This is a genomic window from Streptomyces sp. WY228 (assembly GCF_019287315.1).
Taxonomy (GTDB): Bacteria; Actinomycetota; Actinomycetes; order Streptomycetales; family Streptomycetaceae; genus Streptomyces; species Streptomyces caviscabies.
On the sequence record NZ_CP079114.1, the window covers coordinates 904557 to 923660 of the forward strand.

Sequence of the window (19104 nt, forward strand, 5' to 3'; positions counted from 1 at the left end):
ACGGGGGTCGCTCCCCCGGGTCACGGCTGCGGCACGACGTTTACCCAGGTCACGTTCTGCTTGAGTCTTGAATTCAACCGCACGCCCGCCCTACCCTTACGTGCGTACGATCGTACGCACACAAAATCACTTACAAGGACGGCCCATAGTCGCCCCCTGACCGGTTGTCACCTTCGCCTGCACTGTCGGTCCTGCAATCCCGCACCCACTACACAAACAAGGAAACGCGACAAAACCATGCCGAGTCCTTATCTGGTAATTGATGCGCTGCCAACCCTGTCCTGGGTCCCCCTTGAGGGCCGAGCGACGGTCGAACAGTCCACCCAGACGCTCACCGTGCGGAGCGCGGGAGAGGCCGATTGGACCAACAGCGCGACCGGTGGGGATCAGCAGCATAATGCGGCGAGCCTGGCGTTCCTGGCCCCGTCCGCCCCTTTCCTGCTTTCGGCCAAGGTGTCCATCTGTGGAGATCGCACCACCTTCGATGCCGGCGCCCTGTCAATCTGGTCGGACGAGGACCACTGGGCGAAGCTCTGTTTTGAGTACTCCCCCGACGGCGAGGCCATGGTCGTCAGCGTCGTGACCAACACGTACTCGGATGATGTGAACTCCCACCTCGTGGCCGACGCCGGCATCTACCTGCGGCTCGCCTTCCTCGGCGACAACGCCTGGGCCTTCCATTCCTCGCCTGACGGTAAGCGTTGGAATTTCGTCCGGCTCTTCAACCTCCCGGTTCCGGCAGAAAAGCCGACGTACGTCGGTTTCCTCAGCCAGGCACCATTCGGCGAACGCTGCGATGCCGTCTTCAGTGACATCGAAATCAGCCATGTGCTGCTCAGTGACACCCGAAACGGCAGCTGACGGACGATGACCACCGCGAAGCGCCGACGCTTCCTCGGGTGAGAGCACGCTGACCGCGGTCCGCGCCGCACGTTCCGAAGTCCGCGAAACAGCCTGGGAGTTGGGTTCGTCGACCACGGCCCCGGAGAAACGCGCCGCCCGTGGTTCGCCTGTTCGTCACCGCAGGCCAGCTCGTCACCCTGCCGACGCCGCGTCCTCGTTCGGGCCGTCGGCCGCCCGGCCCGGGACTTCGTGAACGCCGCCGTCGGGGACGCGGCCCAGTTTCTTGACGTCGATGTGGACCGGCTCGCCCGGGCGAGCGCGTTCGTAGCGGCGGACGGGCTCGCCGGTGGCCCGATCCACGGCGACCAGTGGCGGCAGGCCGTGCCGGACCAGGATGCGGCGGTCGGCGACGGCCTCGTCACCCCGACGGTGATGGGCGGGACGGCTCGACATCAGTGAGCACCACTACCGGCGGCTGGAGACCGGCCGCTGCCCCACGAGCAGCGACGTCATCGCAGAAACTCCCGCGTGCACACCCTCTACCCGGACGAACAGCTCGCCCCGGACCGGTGGGTCGGGTGCCCGGCGCCGCCGCTCTCCCCCGTCGCCCTCGACGACGGGTGCACCGACGACCGCCAGATCGGCGGGGTCGGCGACAACGGCGCGGACGCTCTGCCCCCTCGGCCGCACCCGGCCGGCAGGGGACGGGATCCCCCGCCGGCCGGCGAGACGGCCGTTGTCAGGCCGTCGTGCAGGCGTTGCCGCTGAGGGTGAAGGCCGTTGGCGCTGTATTGGTGGTGCTCCTGGTGCCGGTGAAGCCGAGCACGATGGAGCCGTTCGCTGTGATGACCGCCGTGTATCCGGCGGGAGCGACGCTGACCGTCGAACCGCTTTGAGTGGCGGTCCCGCCCCACACGTTGGAGAGCGTCTGGCCGTTGGCGAAGGCGAAGGCGAGGTTCCAGCCGTCGATGGCGGTGGTGCCGGTGTTTCGGATGGCGATCTCACCCCGGAACCCGCCGGGCCATTCGCCGACCACCCGGTAGCCGACGGAGCAGCTCACTCCCGGCGTGGGCCCGCCCTTGTCCGTGGTGACGTTCACCGTGGCGGAACGGACCGAGCGATTGCCGGCCGCGTCACGGGCGTACACCGCGAACAGGTACGCGGTGTCCGCGGTAAGGCCCGTCACAGTGGCACTGGTGGTCGCGGACGAGACGGCCATGACCTCGACGCTGCCGCTCACCCTGACGACGTCGTAACCGGCGACGGCAACGTTGTCCGACGCTGCGGGCCAGGTGAGTATGGCCGAGGTCGCCGTCACCATGGAGGCGATCGGAGCACCGGGGGCCGTCGGGGCCTCCGTGTCGCCGGGGCTTCCGCCACCGCCGAAGACAGTGGCCTCCCGGGAGGTCTGGGCGATGCCGTCGGCTCCGTGGAAAATGCGCTCGCCCCAGGAGCTCAGGCGGCTCGGATCGAAGTCGATGGCCAAGTCGAGGATCGGGTCGGTGTTGCCGCTCCAGGACCACGCCAGGTAGCCGAGGTCGAGTGCCTCGGCGGTGGCCATCATGGTGTCCTCGTCAGGGTCCCCCCACTGGTCGGCGGGTCCACCGAACTCACCTATGACAAGGGGCAGCCCGGCGTCGACGAAGGCTTGCAGATAGTCGGTGATCGCCTGAGGCGTGCTGTAGACGCTGTACATGTGGATCGAGAAGACCAGGTTGCCCGTGGTGTCGGCGTCGTACACGGCTTGGGCGCCGGCGCGCATGACACCCTGCCAGTCCTGCCCCCAATTGGGCGCGTCCACCATGATCGTGTGGGCGAACCCCGCGCCACGCAGCTTCTGGACGGCGGCGGTCGTCGGCGCTGTCCAGCCGGCGGGGTCGGTGTTGCCCCAGGGCTCGTTGCCGATATTGACGATGACGTAGTCCTCTTCGCCCGCGAGAACGTCCTTGAGACTGATCCAGTAGTCGGCGGCGTGGTCGAGGGTGCCCGCCGCGGTGTCCTCGCCGTACCCGGTGGTGTCGTGCACCTCCAGGACGCAGATCAGCCGGTTGGTCTTGCAGTCGTCGACGATGCCCGCCACTTCGTCGGGGCCGTTCCTCGTCCAACGGTGTCCGTCGGAGAGGACGACGCGAACGGTGTTGGCTCCCAGGGCCTTGACGTCGGCCAGCGACTGCGTCTCGCCGGGGTACCAGGTGTGTGCGTGGTTGACACCGCGCATGACGAAGTCGCTACCGTTGGCCTCCAGCAGGCGGCCGTTACTGACGTGCAGGCCCGTGGCTGTGGCTTCCGCCCCGGCGGGCCGGGCCTGCGCAGCGGCGGGGCCAAGCGCGCCAAGCAGAACGACGCCGAGCAGGGTGGCCAGACTTTTCGCCAGGACGTTCAAGGGGCTCTGCCTGTGACGTGCCGTACTCGTTGCTGATCTCACTGCGACTCCAGGAAGTAGGTGCCGGGTGACGCAAAGCTCGGCGGGGACGTGGGAGCGCTCCCATGAAGCCAGCTCGCCAGGAGCACGTCAAGACATTGCGCATCCTTCGGCATACAGGCCAGAGCACCGTCGGAACCCTCCGGGCCGTCGGCGTCGTCGGCGTCGACTGCGAGGACGAGTCGGCAGCAAGACTTCCCCCGTTCTGCTGTGGGACTGCGAAAGCGACCCCGAGACCGGACTGGGACCCCGCGCGCGTCTCCCTCATCGACACCGAGACGTAGAAGCCAGCGACTGAGATTGGGTGATCGCAACGGATACCGTGCGACGGATGCCGTGGTCGCAGTACACCCGCCGGCCCAGGCACCCCGAGGACGCCTCCGCCGTCGGCCGCCTGCCGCTCGTTCTCCGCGACCACCCGCCGCGAGCGCGTCGAGCGGGCCCTCGGCCGTGACAGGCAGCCCACCGCGCTCGACCGGCCGTGCCGGTACTGCCGTGGGCCGCTCACCGCCTACACCCGGGCGGCTCCTGTCATGGTGAGAAGGGCCGGAAGGTCGTCACGGTGCCCGTGACCGGCGTCGTACCCGGAGATGCCGACGGCACGGCAGCCGTGGCCGCCCCGCAGCAGGCGTCGACGCCCATTGGGCGGTGGGCCGGATGCCGGGGCGGGTGAGTACGCGAAGGGCCCCGGCACTTTCGCGCCGGGGCCCTGATGAGAGGCGTGCGCCGATCCGGAACGGCGCACCGCCGACCGGGTTTCGGCGATCCGCCGTCCCTCTCTAAACGAGCGTCATAGCGTAGATCTCGACGCGGGAGTCGTCCGGCAGCGAGACCGAACGGACCGTCTTGCCCCCATCGAGCTCGGCGGCCGTACCGAAGAGCCGAATGGACGGCCCGTCGACCCCGCTGCCCCTCTTGATGCGGTGCGGCATGTCGAGGACGACCGTGCTGCCGTTCGGTGCGGAGCCCGCCCAGTCGCCGAACGTCACCGGTGCCTCCGTGCTGCTGCCGTCCGTGTAGTACACGGTCAGAGTGGTGGTCACAGGACCGTTGTGCGCCGAGCCGACCAGCCGCAGCGCACTGTGCTGTCCGGCGGGCAGCAGGAGGGCCTGCCCGCCTGTTTCGAGGAAGTTGTTCGCCGTGCCGGTGGGGTCCGGCGCGTCGTACGTCACCCCGTCCCAGGTGACCGGCCCCGCCTTGGGCAGCAGGTCGCCGTCATAGCTCCAGCCATGCCCGTCGAAGTCGCCCTCGTCGGAGTTCGCCACCGTGGCCGTGCCATCGTGGCCGAGGTCTGGGCCCAGGTCCACTGCGCACTGCCCGTTCGCCTCACTCGCGCAGGTCGTGGCGGCTCCCACCGTGACGGTGGCCTTGCGGGTGACCGAGTTCGTCCCTCGGCCCGCGACCTTCATCTCCACCGGGTAGGACCCGGCCGCGACGCCCGGGGGCACGGTGATGTCGAGCGACACCTTCTTCTGGACCGGGAGGTGATCGGAATCGATCACCAGTGGTGAACGCTGTGCCGTCGTGGCCTTCCAGCCGCTGGGCACCTTCGCCGTGACCGAGACGTTCAGCTTGCCAGGAGCCTGCCCGAGGACGTCCAGCGTGAACTTCGCGGTCTGTGCGGCATCACTCGTGGGGACGACCGCCGAGGCGGGACGCAGCGACGCGTCGACGTGCTTGCGGCTGTCGGGGGACGCCTGGTTGACGGAAGGCGGCTGGGCGCCCTTGCCAGTGCCCCAGGAGGAGGGGGAGGTCCCGAGCCGGTGGGCAAGGGTTCCGCCGTGCGCGAGCTTGTTCCAGCTCAGCCAGGTCTGGGGTACGTCCCGGCCGTTGAGGGCCACGCTCTGCACGTACCGCTTCGTGTCGCTCGCTCCGGGCGCTTCGATCGTCAGCGTGCCGCCCTGGCCCTTGGTGCCGGACGCCTTGGGATAGCTGCCGATCCGGACGGTCGCCGATTCGAACTGCGGGCTGGACACGGCCAGGAAGTCGCCGCCGCTCATCGTCGGGTAGAGGCCGAGGGAGGAGAAGACGTACCAGGCCGACATGGTGCCCAGGTCGTCGTTGCCCGTCATCCCGTCCGGCCCGTTGGTGAACAGCGTCATCGCCGCACGCACCACGGTCGCGGTCTTCGCCGGGGCGCCGACCCAGTTGTACATGTACGGGGCGTGCAGGTCCGGCTCGTTGTTCGGGTTGTACGTCGGCTTGCCGTAGTAGTCGTACGGCTGCGAGATCCAGTCATTCCGGGCGGTGCCCGCCGGGTCGGTGAGCAGCTTGTCGTGGACGAAGAAGGAGTCGAGCCGCTTCTCGGTGGCGCTCCGGCCGCCCATCAGGCTGACGAGGCCGGCCGGGTCCTGCGGTACCAGCCACTGGTACTGGTACGCGCCGCCCTCATGGAACTGGTGCGCCGCCTCGACCGGGTCGTAGGGCGTGAGCCAGGTGCCGTCGGCCGTCCGCGGCCGGAACTGCTGGATCGAGGAGTCCCACAGGTTCCGGTACCACTGGCCGCGCGCGGCGAACATCTTGGCGTCCGACTTGTGTCCGAGCCGGTCGGCCATCAGCGCAAGCGACGCATCGGCGGCGGAGTACTCCATCGTCGCCGACGCCGGGTGCTTGCAGTCGTTGTCGCCGCCCTTGTCCGCGCAGTCCTTGCCGAGCTCGAGACCTGACGGGATGTAGCCGCGCTCGGTGTAGTGGTCGGATCCCGAGCGTCCGTTGTACGGCGAGTCGGCGGGCGGGGTGCTGGTCGCGTTCTTCTTCAGCAACGCGTAGGTCTCTGCCTCGTGTCCGGCGAGCAGACCCTTTGACCAGGCCTCTACGAGGAAGGGAGTGACCGGGTCACCGGTCATGATGTTGGTCTCGCTGTTGGCGAGCGCCCAGCGGGGCAGCCAGCCGCCGTCCCGGCCGGCCGCGACGACCGACAGCGCGACGTCCCGGGCGACCTTCGGCTCCAGCATCTGCAGAAGCTGGTTCTGCGGCCGGTAGGTGTCCCAGAGCGAGAAGTTCTGATACGGCGTGTAGTCCTTTGCCGTGTGCGTCTTGTTGTCGAACCCCTGGTACATGCCGTCGACGTCACCGGCGAGGTTCGGGTGCAACTGGCTGTGGTAGAGCGCTGTGTAGAAGGCCTTCTGCCGGTCCGCCGCGCCTCCGCCGACCCGGATGGAATCCAGCTGCTTCTTCCAGGTGTTCCGCAACGCCGCCCGCGTGGCGTCGAAGTCGAAGGACCCCTTGGTCTCCGCGGCCAGGTTCTTACGGGCGCCCTCCACACCGGTGTAGGACAGCCCCACTTTCAGGACGGCGTCCCGGTCGGTGGTCGCGTCGAAGGTCACCCAGGCGCCGTTCTGGCCGCTTCCCTCCGCGTCGCGGGTACCGGGCTCGGGGTCTGCGCCGTCCCACGTGCCGTAGGCCTTGAAGGGCCGGTCGAAGGTGGCGCTGAAATACACCGTGTGCTCGTCGTGTCCGGCACAGAAGCCCCCGGCGTGCACCCGGCCCTCGATGGTGCGGTCACCGACGACGTGCACCTCGGAGTCCAGCACGGACTGGTTGGCCTTGCCCGTGTTGAACAGGACGTTGGCCGAACCGGTGGAGGGGAAGGTGTAGCGCTGCCACCCGGTGCGCTCGGTGGCGGTGAGTTCCGCGTCGACGTCGTACTTCTTCAGCCCCACCCGGTAGTAACCGGGACTGGCCTGCTCGTCGTCGTGGCTGTACGGGGAGCGGTAGGTGTTCGGGTCCACGGAGTCCACCGCACCCGTGGTCGGCATGATGGGCAGCTCGCCCATGACGCCGCAGCCGACGCCGGACAGGTGCGTCTGGCTGAATCCGTAGATCGAGTCCTGCTTGTAGTCGTAGCCGCCCTGGCCGCCGGTGTCCGGACTGACCTGGACCATGCCGAACGGCGCGCTCGCCCCGGGGAAGGTGTTGCCGAAGTTCTGGGTTCCGACGAACGGATTGACCAGATCGATCGGTTCCGCGCCCGCGGCGGCGGCGGGCTCCGCGATGCCGACCACTCCACCACTCACGAGTACGGCGGCCATCAGACCGGCTGCTATACCGGAAGCACGGGGACGGAACGGCCTGAAAGCAAACCGCATGGGGAATTTCCCTTCGAGTCCTGCTCAACTGACAACGTTGTCACGCTGTTCGTTCGCACCATAATCCCCAGCCGCCCCGGATGTCACTGGGTGAGCGGGGGCAAATTCTGACGCGCTGCATCGATTCTCCAGATGGGGCGTCGACAAGCGACCTGCCTGCCCTGGCGCGCGGCCTGCGGGGCAGATGCGCCACCCAACGGCACACGGAGATGGGCTCGACCCTCGCGGCCGGAGAGGAACCGCGCCCGGCCTGGGCCGAGGCCTCGTCGGGCACGTCGAGGTACAGGGTGTGATGGAATCCCCAGGCCCGGAGCGCCAATCGGTAGCCACTGGCGAGCGGAACAATCACGTGACACCCGAGATCCGGCTCCACCGGCTGCTGAACGCGCATCCGAGCCAAGTCGAGGGAAATCGGAGTGGGGTTGAGCAGCTGCCGCTGCCAGGTCCGTCTGATCAGGTGCGCCGTACAGCCGGGTGCGGCACTGCCCGCACAGGGCGATCTCCGTCAGGAGATACTCACGATTCGAGTCGCGTGTCCAAGTCACCATTCGGTGGAGTAACACCTTCTTCAACGCTTCGCGGGCATCACGCCGAGCACGAGCACGCTCCTCACGCCGGTGGGCAGGGTCGGTGCCTATGGTGCGGTATTTCATGGTTGTCCTCCTCTTCGGCCCGGTAGTCCGGGCTCGATGGGGAGTCTGCATTTTGAAATGCACTACAGGTCAAGCGTTCCGGAGCCCCCAGGGACGGAATCCCCGGGCGCCCCGGTGGCGGACGTCAGCCCACTGCCAGCAACGGACTGACAAAGGTCAGGCCCTGGCAGTGTCGGTCAGCACGCGTTCGATGCGGATGATGCCGAGTTCCTCGCGGATGACATCCTCCCCAAGCGCACATCGCCGCGCAGCACTGCTCATCCAGCCCTGCCCGGAGCTGGGCCCCTCTCACTTGGAGCGGCCGGACATCGCTCCTACAGTGACGGAAGACGCAGCTCTACCCGAGGAACGACAGACGGACCTGCCGGTTTGCATTGTCGCGATTTGTATCGACCAGGCAGACCGACTGCCAGGTGCCCAGTTCCAGTCGGCCGCCGATCACCGGCAGGGTGGCGTGGGGCGGGACCAGGGCGGGGAGTACGTGGTCGCGGCCGTGGCCGGGGCTGCCGTGGCGGTGTTGCCAGCGGTCGTCGGCGGGGAGCAGGTGGTGGAGGGAGGCCAGCAGGTCGTCGTCGCTGCCCGCGCCGGTCTCCAGTACGGCGATGCCGGCCGTGGCGTGCGGGACGAAGACGTTGAGGAGGCCGTCGCGGCCGGGCGCGGTGCGGGTGAGGAACTCCTCGCAGGCGCGTGTCAGGTCCGTGACGCTCTCGGCCGTACCCGTGGTGATGTTCAGGACCGTGGTGGTGAAGGAATCGGACATGCCTCCATCTTCGCCCCACAGGTGTGAGATGCCACGTCCACGCTCCGAGACACCATTGACCGTGTCCTGACCGGATGACTACGTTCAGCGCCATGTTCCGATCAGCTCTGCTCACTTCGCGCGGTCACATCGACCTGCTGCGAGTGGCATCCGCCGCGTGTTGTCGCGGCTGCTGACGTTCTTTCGGCGACCCCGCCTCCAGCGACTCCCGGACCGTTTCCGGCCGCACGGCTGCCCCGGTGTCTGCGGTACTCCGTCGCTCGTCCTGTTGTAGTCGCGCCCGGCGCCGTGCCGGGCGTTGTCCGCTGAGCGCTCCGCCCTACCCGCTTTCCGTCTCCCCGCCCGCCTCCGGTCGGTCATGACGCATGCGGTACGGGGGTGCCTCGGCATGCCCGCGATCCCTCGCCCGCCCCGCATCCGTGCGGCCTTCCGTGGAGCCCCCATGACCGTCAGCCATGCGCCACCCCCACCCGCAGCGCACCTCGCTCCGGAGAAGGCCTCCGCGCCGACGCGTACCCCGCCCGAGCTGGAGGCGGTCGTTCCGGCGTCCGTGCGCCGGTCGTGGCTGCGGGCCGCTCCGCGGTGGGCGCGGCGGGCGGTGGGGCCGTCGCTGTTGCTCGTGTTGTGGCAGGTGTTCAGCGCCACCGGGGTGCTGCATCCCGATGTGCTCGCCTCGCCCGGGACCATCGCCCGCGCCGGGGCCGACCTGGTGGCCGACGGGACGCTGCCCGCCGCGATGGGGGTCTCGCTCCAGCGGGTCGTCGTGGGGCTGCTGCTCGGCGGGGTCGTCGGGACGGCGCTCGCGCTCGCCTCGGGGCTTTCCCGGCTCGGGGAAGACCTGGTCGACGCGACCGTGCAGATGTTGCGCACCGTGCCCTGGGTGGGGCTGATCCCGCTGTTCATCATCTGGCTCGGGATCGGCGAGGCGCCGAAGGTGGCGCTCATCGCGCTCGGGGTGGCCTTCCATCTGTACCTCAACGTGTACGCGGGCATCCGCGGTGTCGACGCCCAACTCATCGAGGCCGGTGAGTCGTTGGGGCTCGGGCGGTGGGGCCTGGTACGCCATGTGGTGCTGCCGGGGGCGCTGCCCGGGGCCATGACCGGTCTGCGCTACTCGCTGGCCACGGCCTGGCTCGCTCTCGTCTTCGGTGAGTCGATCAACGCCGACGCCGGGATCGGGTTCCTGATGAACCAGGCCCGCGAGTTCTTCCGGACCGACGTGATCGTCGTCTGTCTCGTCGTCTACGCCTTCCTCGGCCTCACCGCCGACATCATCGTCCGGACCCTCGAAAGGCTGCTGCTGCAATGGCGACCGACCTTCACCGGCCAGTGAAAGACATTCTTGACCCCGGCCCCGGGGCCACGGCTTCGGGCGATGCACCGGAGGCGGCCGTACGGGTCGAAGGGCTCACCCGCGCCTTCGACGGTCGCGCGGTCATCGACGACCTCGATCTCACCCTGAGGGCAGGCGAGTTCACCGCACTGCTCGGGCGCAGCGGCTGCGGCAAGTCGACCTTGCTGCGGGTGCTGGCCGGGCTCGACCGCGAGATCTCGGGCACCGTGCTGGTGCCCCGCCGGCGCGCGGTCGCGTTCCAGGCCCCACGGCTGATGCCCTGGAAGCGGGTCTGGCGCAATGTGCTGCTCGGGCTGCCGGGCAAGCCCGAACGCGCCGTCGCCGAGCAGGCGTTGGCGGAGGTCGGCCTTGCGGAGCGGGCCGGGGCGTGGCCCAAGACGCTGTCCGGCGGCGAGGCCCAACGTGCCTCGCTGGCCAGGGCCCTCGTGCGCGAGCCCGATCTGCTGCTGCTCGACGAGCCCTTCGGCGCACTGGACGCGCTGACCCGGATCAAGGCCCAGCAGCTCGTCGCCGAACTCTGGCAGCGGCGCGGCTGCGCGGTGCTGCTCGTCACCCATGACGTGGACGAGGCCCTGCTGCTGGCCGACCGGGCGTTGGTGATGCGGGAGGGCCGGATCGCGTACGACACGCCCGTCGCGCTGGACCGGCCGCGCGGGGTCGGCTCCCCCGGGTTCGCCGAACTGCGCTCCCGACTGCTGGCCGAACTCGGCGTCGAGGGCCAGGGCGACCCGGAGGGCGAGGACGGCCCGGAGGGTGAGGGCTTCCCCGAGGTCCAGGACGGCCCGGCAGGTGAGCGCCTCGCTCGCGGGGAGTCGCGTATCCCTGGTCACCGCGAGCCGGATACCTCCGCCGCCGACGGGCCCCCGTCCGATGTCGCCGCGCCGCCCCGCCAGAACGGCCCTGCCGTCACGAAGAACCCCGCCGCATCGCCCGCACACCCCCGCCACGGAGACGTCTCATGAAGCGCCGCATCCTGCCCGCCCTGCTCCTGCCCCTCGCCCTGCTCCTCTCCGCGTGCGGCGGCGCCTCGTCCGCCAACTCGGGCGGCAGCACGGACGGGAAGGGCAGCCTGACGCTCAACGTCGGTGACCAGAAGGGCGGTTACGAGGCGATCCTGCGGGCCTCCGGTGAGCTCGACGATCTCGACTACCGCATCAAGTGGTCCACCTTCACCTCGGGGCCGCCCATGCTGGAGGCCGTCAGCGCCGGGGCGGTGGACATCGGGGGCGTGGGCAACACGCCGCCCGTCTTCGCCGCCGGGGCCGACTCCAACATCGCCGTCGTCGGCGCCGCCCACGGCTCGTCGGCCGGTGAGGCCATCGTCGTGCCCGAGGACTCGCCGCTCACGAAGCCGGCCCAGCTCAAGGGCAGGTCCATCGCCGTGGCGCAGGGCAGTTCGGCCCACTTCCAGCTGGTCGCCTCGCTCAAGAAGGCCGGGCTGGGCATCGGGGACGTGAAGCTGAACTACCTCCAGCCCGCCGACGCGCTCGCCGCGTTCAGCCGGGGCAAGGTCGACGCCTGGGCGATCTGGGACCCGTACACCTCGCAGGTCCTGCGCACGGCGGACGCCCGGGTGCTCACGACCGGCGAAGGGGTCGTCAACGGCCTCGGGTTCCAGGTCGCTTCGCCCGTGTCGCTCAAGGACCAGAAGAAGTCGCAGGCCATCGGCGATCTGCTCGTCCGGCTGGAGCGGGCCCAGAAGTGGGTCTTCGAGCACCCGGAGGAGTGGGCGAAGGTCTGGGCGAAGGAGACCGGGCTCCCCTACGAGGTGGCACTGGACGCCGTGAAGCTCACCTACGGCACCCGCGTCCCGATCGCGATCGACGCCGCGGCCATCGCCTCCGAACAGGACATCGCCGACACCTTCGCCGAACTGAAGCTGATTCCCCGGAAGTTCGACTTCGAGGACTACGTCGACACCCGCTTCAACCGCGACCTCCCCGCTTCCTCCACCGCACCGCGCTCGTACGGAAAGGCCTCCTCGTGAACGTCCATCTGCACTGGTTCCTGCCCACCGGAGGCGACGGCCGGACGCTCGTCGACCGGCACGCGTACACCGACGGCGGCATCAAGCGCGACCGGATCACCCCGGTGAGCGGCGTGCGCGCCCCGGACATCGAGTATCTGGCCCAGATCGCCAAAGCGGCCGAGCAGTTGGGATTCGAGGCCGTGCTGACGCCGACCGGCACCTGGTGCGAGGACGCCTGGCTGACCACGGTGGCGCTCGCCCAGCACACCGAGCGGCTGAAGTTCCTGGTGGCGTTCCGGCCCGGGGTCATCTCGCCCGTGCTGGCCGCGCAGATGGCCGCCACCTATCAGCGGATCACCCGGGGGCGGCTGCTGCTCAATGTGGTGACCGGCGGCGACTCGACCGAACAGCGGCGTTTCGGGGACCACTTGGACCACGACCGGCGCTATGCGCGGACCGCGGAGTTCCTGTCCGTGGTACGGGGCGCCTGGAGCGGACAGCCGTACGACTTCGACGGTGAGCACTACCAGGTGGAGGGCGGGCTGACCGCGCTGCCGCCGGACCCGCTGCCGGAGATCTTCTTCGGCGGGTCGTCGGCGGCCGCCGGGCCGGTCGCCGCCGCCCACGCCGATGTCTATCTGACCTGGGGCGAGCCGCCCGCCGCGGTGAAGGAGAAGATCGACTGGATTCGCGGTCTCGCGGAGGAGCAGGGTCGCACGGTCCGGTTCGGTATCCGGCTGCACACCATTTCGCGGGACTCCTCGGCCGAGGCGTGGGCCACCGCCGACCGGCTGCTGGGCGACCTCGATCCGGAGACGATCGCGGCGGCGCAGCAGGCGCTGGGGAAGAGCGAGTCGGTCGGGCAGCAGCGGATGCTGGCGCTGCACGGTGGCTCGCGGGACAAGCTGGAGATCGCGCCGAACCTCTGGGCGGGGGTCGGCCTGGTGCGCGGCGGAGCCGGTACCGCGCTGGTGGGCAGCCATGCGGAGGTCGCCGACCGGATCGAGGAGTATCACGCGCTGGGCGTGGAGCACTTCGTGCTCTCCGGCTATCCGCACCTGGAGGAGGCGTACTGGTTCGGCGAGGGCGTCACACCCGAGCTGGCCCGGCGCGGGCTGCTGTCGACCGTGCCCGCGTCGCCGCTGCTGGGTGGCCCCGGCTCCGAGAGCCGGACCGTCCCGGCTCCGGGCGGGGCGCCCCTGCTGCTCGCCGGGGGCCGCTGACCTCCCGGCCCACCGCTGGGGCCTGCCGCCGGCGGTGAACCGCATCGGGGCTCCGAGGCCTTCCTCCGTACGGGAAGATCCCGGAGCCCCGAACAGTTAGTAGAAGCGTGAACATTTCTGGGGTGCGCGAGCTGGACGTGGTCGTGATCGGCGCGGGTCAGGCGGGGCTGTCCGCCGCCCACCACCTGCGCCGCGTCGGGCTGAAGCCGGACGACGACTTCGTCGTGCTGGACCACGCGCCCCGGCCGGGCGGCGCATGGCAGTTCCGCTGGCCCTCGTTGACGTACGGCAAGGTCCACGGGATGCACGCGCTGCCGGGCATGGAGCTGACCGGCGCCGACCCGGACCGGCCCTCGTCGGAGGTGATCGGTGCGTACTTCGCCGCGTACGAGGAGCGCTTCGACCTGCGGGTCCACCGGCCCGTGGAGGTGAGCGCCGTACGGGAGGGAAGCGGCGGGCGGCTGCTGGTGGAGACGTCCGAGGGGATGTACGCGACGCGGGCCCTGATCAACGCGACCGGCACCTGGGACCGGCCGTTCTGGCCGCGCTACCCGGGCCAGGAGACGTTCCGGGGGCGGCAGCTGCACACGGCGAACTACCCGGGGCCCGAGGAGTTCGCGGGGCAGCGCGTCCTCGTGGTCGGGGGCGGCGCCTCCGGTACGCAGCATCTGATGGAGATCGCCGAGTACGCGGCCGACACCTTCTGGGTGACCCGCAGCGAACCGGTCTTCCGCGAAGGTCCGTTCACCGAGGAGTGGGGGCGGGCAGCCGTGGCGATGGTGGAGGAGCGGGTACGCAAGGGGCTGCCGCCGAAGAGCGTGGTCAGCGTGACCGGACTGCCGCTGAACGATGCCGTGCGGCGGGCCCGGGCCGCGGGCGTGCTGGACCGGCTGCCGATGTTCGACCGGATCACGCCGACCGGCGTGGCCTGGGACGACGGTCGTACCGTCGAGGCCGATGTGATCCTCTGGGCGACCGGATTCCGGCCCGCCGTGGACCATCTGGCACCGCTGAAGCTGCGTGAGCCGGGTGGCGGCATCCGGGCCGAGAACACCAGGGCCGTCCGCGACGGGCGCGTCCATCTCGTCGGGTACGGGCCGTCCGCCAGCACGATCGGCGCCAACCGGGCGGGCCGCGCGGCGGTCCGGTCGGTCCTGCGGCTGCTGAAGGGGACCGGTGGCGGGCGGGCGGACGAGGAAACCGGGGCGGCCGTCGCCGCACCGGTCCCGGGGGCCTGATCCCCTCCGCCCTTCCTCCGCCCCTCCTCCGCCCTTCCTTCTGCTTCCTTGGTCTTTCTCCGCCGTACTCCGTCGGCGGACGCGGTCAGCTCGTGGTGGCGGAGCCTCGGCCGCGGTTGAACTCCTCGACGTTCCTCTGCTGCTCGTCGTAGTCGTCGGTGAACCGGGTGTCGCCCGGGCCGACCGTGACGAAGTACAGCCAGGGCCCGGGCGTCGGGCTGACGGCCGCGCGCAGCGCCTCCTCCCCCGGGTTGCCGATGGGCGTCGGCGGCAGACCCTTGATCCGGTAGCTGTTGTACGGGCTGTCCAGCTGGGTGTCGGAGGTCGTCGTGTCCAGGGTGGAGCGCTTGAGGGCGTAGTTGATGGTGGAGTCCATCTGCAGCGGCATGTCCTTGAGCAGCCGGTTGTAGACGACCCGGGCCACCTTGCCCATGTCGGAGGCGGTGTCGGCCTCGGCCTGGACGATGCTGGCGATGGTGATCGTGTCGTAGACGGAGACGTTGTTGCGCTGCGCGCCCGCCGTGACGTGGTCCGCGCCGAAGTGCTTGCGGGCGGTGTCGGCCATGTAGCGCAGCAGCCCGGCGGGCTCGGTCCCGGCGTCGACCGGATACGTGGCCGGGAAGAGGTAACCCTCGGGGTTTCCGGCGGCCTGGTCGGGCAGCTCCAGGTCCACCGTGGAGGCGGCCTTCTCGGTACTGCCGGGCTTCAGGTCGAGCGCCTTGTCGACGGCCTCGTACACCTGCGAGGCGCGGCGGCCCTCGGGGATCATCAGGGTCTTCCGCTGCGGGCGTTCCTTCTCCCGCCCGCCCTCGTCCGATCCGGTCAGGGCCAGCGGGATCAGGACGGCGGCCGACACGACGAGCAGTGCGCCGACGACCAGGACGGCCTTCCCCCGTCGGGTCGGGCGGAGTCTGCGGCGGGGTCGGGCGTCCGGGGACTCGTTCACCATGCGGGCACGTTAACCCGGGGTGCGGGCCACGGCCGGTAGCCCTGCCACGGCGTCGGCTCCGGCGGGACGAACGCGACACGAACGCCGTACCGCACGAACAAGGGATCGGGTGTTCGGGTGTTCGCTGGAACGCGTGATCGTCAGGGGATTCGTTGCTCTTCACCCGTCCGGGGCGTGATGATTGCAGAGCGCAGTCAACGGGCTGCAGACCGCTACTGCGCAGTCCCACAGATGCACCACGTACAAGGAGAACGACCAGATGAACTTCCTGACCAACCTGCTTGCCGGCGTCGTCCACTTCGTGGGTTGGCTCGTCTGACCATTGCTCCACCCGGCGCCGTCGCTCCCCGTCCCACGGGAGCGGCGGCGCCGCTGCGTTGACGTCATGTGTCGCGTACGGGGCCGGGCGGCTCAGCCGCTCGTCGCGGCCGGTCCGGTGAACGGCGGCAGCGCGGTGAACTCGGGTACGACCGTCACCGCCTCGGCGAGCGCGTCGAGCGTCCGGCGGACCCGGGTGAGTGGGTGGTCCGGGAACTCGGCATCCCACTGGACGTGGTCCGCCGCGTGGAAGGGCAGCCCGCCCCGGACTTCGGGGGCGTAGGGGTGCTGCCGGAAGTACTGGTCGGGGCCGAGCTTCGCCATCACCACGGCTTCCCGCATGCCCGTCATGCCCCGCTCCGCCGCCTGGATCTTCACCACGGTGCTGCACCCGGCGCGCGGCACGGTGTAGCTGCCGATGAACGCCTGGCCGCTGGGCTGTCCCGGCAGCGGCAGCTTGAGTATCTGCCGCAGGGCGGGCAGCTCGCCCAGCCGCTTCACCGATGCCTCGATGAGTCCGCCGCCCGCTCGTGCGGTGAAGTGGGTCAGGCCGTGGCGCAGGGCCGGGCCGTCGTCCAGGGCGGCCGGCAGATCCGGCGGCAGGTCGAAGAAGTGCAGCGACAGCACATCGCCGTGGTCGTTCAGCCAGGTGTCGGTGTCGACGGTCCGGTAGCCGGGGAGTTCCACCCCGAGGAGAGCTCTCATGCGCGGCGATCATGCCGTACGCGCGCCGCGCCGGTGACATCAGGGGCCGGTGGCATCAGGGGCCGGTGGCATCAGGGGCCGGTGGCATCAGGGGCCGGTGCCGTCGGAGGCCGGCCCCTCCTCGCCCCGTCAGGAGGAGGGCACCGGGACCTGGTGGGAGTCGCGGCGGATCAACGCGGCGTAGCGGCCGTCGCGGTCGAGCAACTCCTCGTGCGTACCGCGTTCGGCGGCGCGGCCGTCCTCCAGGACGACGATCTGGTCCGCGTCGCGGACGGTGGAGAGGCGGTGCGCGATGGTGAGCGTGGTCCGTCCGGCGGAGAGGGCGTCGATCGCTTCCTGCACGGCCTGTTCCGTACGGGTGTCGAGCGCGCTGGTCGCCTCGTCGAGGATCAGCACCGGCGGGTCGCGCAGGATCGTGCGGGCGATGGCGAGGCGCTGCTTCTCGCCGCCCGAGAAGCGGTAGCCGCGCTCGCCGACGAGGGTGTCGTAGCCGTCGGGCAGGGTGGCGATGTGGTCGTGGATCTGCGCGGCGCGGGCCGCGGCCTCGATCTCCTCGTCGGTGGCGTCCGGCTTGGCGAAGCGCAGATTGTCGGCGACCGAGGCGTGGAAGAGGTAGGTCTCCTGGGAGACGACGCCGACCGCTCGGGCGAGGGTGTCGAAGTCCAGGTCGCGGACGTCGACCCCGTCGAGCGTGACCCGGCCGCCGGTGACGTCGTACAGCCGGGGCACGAGATAGCTGAGGGTGGACTTGCCGGAACCGGTGGATCCGACGACCGCGAGGCTGTTGCCCGCGGGGACGGTCACATCGATGCCGGTGAGCGTCGGGCCGTTCTTCTCGTCGTAGCTGAAGTCGACGTTCTCGAAGGCGATCTCGCCGCGGATCTTCTCCAGGCGGACCGGCTTCTCCGGTTCGGTGATGTCCACCGTGAGGTCGAGATACTCGAAGATGCGCTGGAAGAGGGCGAGGGAGGTCTGCATCTGCACACCGGTGGAGAGCAGGCTGACCGCGGGGCGGAACAGCCCCTGTTGGAGCGTGACGAAGGCGACCAGCGTGCCGAGGGAGACGGCGGTGGCACCGGACTGGAGGGTGATTCCGGCCGCCCAGTAGATGACGGCGGGCATGGCGGCCATCACGATGCCGATCGTGGACATCCGCCAGCGGCCGGCCATGTTGGAGCGCACTTCGAGGTCGACCAGGCGCTCGGACTCCTCGGCGAAGCCCTGGGTGAGGGAGTCGGATCGGCCCATCGTGCGGCCGAGGAGGATGCCGCTGACCGAGAGGGACTCGGTGACCGTGGCGGCCATCGCGGCCATCTGCTTCTGGCGCTGGGTGGTGATCCTCTTGCGCTCGCGGCCGACGCGACGGCTGATCGCGACGAAGACCGGCAGCAGGAGCAGCGAGACGACGGTGAGCCGCCAGTCGAGGGCGAGCATGGCGACCACGGTGGCGATGACGGCCGTGAGGTTGGAGACCAGCGAGGTCGCGGTGGAGGTGACCGTCGCCTGCATGCCGCCGATGTCGTTGGCGATGCGGGACTGCACCTCGCCCGTGCGGGTGCGGGTGAAGAAGGCGAGCGGCATCCGCTGGAGCTGGGTGTACACGGCGGTGCGCAGGTCGTGCATGACGCGCTGGCCGACGGTGGTCGAGATCAATGTCTGGAGCACGCCGAAGACGCTGGTCATCACGGCGGTGAGGATCATGCCGAGGGCCAGCAGGGTCAGCAGGCCGGTGCGGCCCTGCGGGATGGCGGTGTCGAGAATCTCGCGCAGCAGGAACGGGGAGGCGACCCCGACCAGGGAGGATGCGCCGACCAGCAGGCCGACGACGGCCAGGCGGCCGCGGTAGGGGCGGAAGAGGCGGAGGATGCGGCGCACCTCGGCGGGCGGCCGGTCGGCGTCGGTGCGGGCATCGGGCGGGGGCGTCCACGTGGGTTCGTCGGGTTTCATGGGCTCCTTCGTCGGGCGTGAGGCGAGGCCGGGCGGTCCCGGCCCCGCAGAGTGAGAGCCTAGCTCATTGTTACCTGTACTCACAATGAACAAGGTCCTGATATTGTTCCCGTATGGACGCCCCAGATTCCTCCGGTCCGCTCGGCTCCCCCGGTCCGCCCGGCTCATACAGCTCCGGCTCATCCGACGCCGACGGCATACTCGCCGAGCAGCTGCTGCGGCTGACCCGTCGGCTGCACCGCATCCAGAGCCGCCAGCTGGAGCCGATCGACATCACTCCGGCCCAGTTCCGGCTGCTGCGGACGGTCGCGAGCTACGACGCGGCCCCCCGGATGGCGGATCTCGCCCGGCGTCTGGACGTCGTTCCGCGCGCCGTGACGACGCTGGTCGACGCGCTGGAGGCGAGCGGCCGGGTGCGCCGCGCCCCGGATCCCGACAGCCGCCGGGTGGTCCGCGTCGAGATCACGGACGAGGGGCGCGCCACGCTGCGGTCCCTGCGCAGCGCGCGCCGGGCGGCCGCAGAGGAGATCCTGGCTCCATTGACCGCCGATCAGCGCGAGGTGCTCGGCGGGCTGCTGTCCGCCCTGGTCGACGGCATGCCGGAACGCCACTGCTGAGCACCGCGCCGAGCCGCC

Annotated in this window: 14 protein-coding genes and 1 pseudogene; 8 read left to right on the forward strand and 7 right to left on the reverse strand. The window is 70.1% G+C overall.

Going from position 1 to position 19104, the window contains the following annotated elements:
* Positions 1–237 precede the first annotated feature (237 nt).
* Positions 238–861, forward strand: a complete 624-nt coding sequence (locus tag KV381_RS03600; protein ID WP_218784488.1) for a DUF1349 domain-containing protein — start codon at positions 238–240, stop codon at positions 859–861.
* Between the two features lie 213 nt (positions 862–1074).
* On the opposite strand, the pseudogene KV381_RS37015 reads toward KV381_RS03600, so the two are convergent.
* The 4 genes and pseudogenes from KV381_RS37015 to KV381_RS03620 all read right to left on the reverse strand — a co-directional run.
* Positions 1075–1248: pseudogene (locus KV381_RS37015) on the reverse strand (IS481 family transposase); the annotation flags it as partial.
* 334 nt (positions 1249–1582) lie between these two features.
* Positions 1583–3268: a cellulase family glycosylhydrolase gene (locus KV381_RS03610; protein ID WP_030624337.1), complete on the reverse strand. Its 1686-nt coding sequence runs from the start codon at positions 3266–3268 to the stop codon at positions 1583–1585.
* Positions 3269–4044: 776 nt separating this feature from the next.
* On the reverse strand, positions 4045–7296 hold the full coding sequence (locus tag KV381_RS03615) for a GH92 family glycosyl hydrolase (protein ID WP_256995013.1): 3252 nt from the start codon (positions 7294–7296) through the stop codon (positions 4045–4047).
* Between the two features lie 1047 nt (positions 7297–8343).
* Positions 8344–8766: a secondary thiamine-phosphate synthase enzyme YjbQ gene (locus KV381_RS03620; RefSeq protein WP_218784506.1), complete on the reverse strand. Its 423-nt coding sequence runs from the start codon at positions 8764–8766 to the stop codon at positions 8344–8346.
* Between the two features lie 92 nt (positions 8767–8858).
* On the opposite strand from KV381_RS03620, the gene KV381_RS37020 reads away from it, so the two are divergent.
* The 6 genes from KV381_RS37020 to KV381_RS03645 all read left to right on the forward strand — a co-directional run bounded on the left by KV381_RS37020 (position 8859) and on the right by KV381_RS03645 (position 14550).
* Positions 8859–8942, forward strand: a complete 84-nt coding sequence (locus KV381_RS37020; RefSeq protein ID WP_311307964.1) for a putative leader peptide — start codon at positions 8859–8861, stop codon at positions 8940–8942.
* Positions 8943–9208: 266 nt separating this feature from the next.
* Positions 9209–10099, forward strand: a complete 891-nt coding sequence (locus KV381_RS03625; protein ID WP_208635384.1) for an ABC transporter permease — start codon at positions 9209–9211, stop codon at positions 10097–10099.
* Positions 10072–11082, forward strand: a complete 1011-nt coding sequence (locus tag KV381_RS03630) for an ABC transporter ATP-binding protein (RefSeq protein WP_086777367.1) — start codon at positions 10072–10074, stop codon at positions 11080–11082. The genes KV381_RS03625 and KV381_RS03630 overlap by 28 nt, the downstream gene beginning before the upstream one ends.
* On the forward strand, positions 11079–12107 hold the full coding sequence (locus tag KV381_RS03635) for an ABC transporter substrate-binding protein (RefSeq protein ID WP_086777366.1): 1029 nt from the start codon (positions 11079–11081) through the stop codon (positions 12105–12107). Before KV381_RS03630 ends, KV381_RS03635 begins: the two co-directional genes overlap by 4 nt.
* On the forward strand, positions 12104–13312 hold the full coding sequence (locus KV381_RS03640; RefSeq protein WP_030081413.1) for an LLM class flavin-dependent oxidoreductase: 1209 nt from the start codon (positions 12104–12106) through the stop codon (positions 13310–13312). The genes KV381_RS03635 and KV381_RS03640 overlap by 4 nt, the downstream gene beginning before the upstream one ends.
* A 107-nt stretch (positions 13313–13419) precedes the next feature.
* On the forward strand, positions 13420–14550 hold the full coding sequence (locus KV381_RS03645) for an NAD(P)-binding domain-containing protein (protein WP_032790368.1): 1131 nt from the start codon (positions 13420–13422) through the stop codon (positions 14548–14550).
* Positions 14551–14635: 85 nt separating this feature from the next.
* Here the strand turns inward: KV381_RS03645 and mltG are convergent, their stop codons facing one another.
* The 3 genes from mltG to KV381_RS03660 form a co-directional block, all read right to left on the reverse strand.
* On the reverse strand, positions 14636–15499 hold the full coding sequence (mltG, locus tag KV381_RS03650) for an endolytic transglycosylase MltG (RefSeq protein WP_218784508.1): 864 nt from the start codon (positions 15497–15499) through the stop codon (positions 14636–14638).
* A 411-nt stretch (positions 15500–15910) separates the two neighbouring features.
* A complete protein-coding gene (locus KV381_RS03655; protein ID WP_030624020.1) occupies positions 15911–16522 on the reverse strand; it encodes a hypothetical protein in 612 nt (203 codons plus the stop codon).
* Positions 16523–16651: 129 nt separating this feature from the next.
* Positions 16652–18469, reverse strand: a complete 1818-nt coding sequence (locus tag KV381_RS03660) for an ABC transporter ATP-binding protein (protein WP_218784511.1) — start codon at positions 18467–18469, stop codon at positions 16652–16654.
* A 113-nt stretch (positions 18470–18582) separates the two neighbouring features.
* Between KV381_RS03660 and KV381_RS03665 the strand changes: the two genes are divergently transcribed.
* Complete coding sequence (locus KV381_RS03665; protein ID WP_179889539.1) at positions 18583–19086, forward strand: MarR family winged helix-turn-helix transcriptional regulator; 504 nt, start codon at positions 18583–18585, stop codon at positions 19084–19086.
* Positions 19087–19104 lie beyond the last annotated feature (18 nt).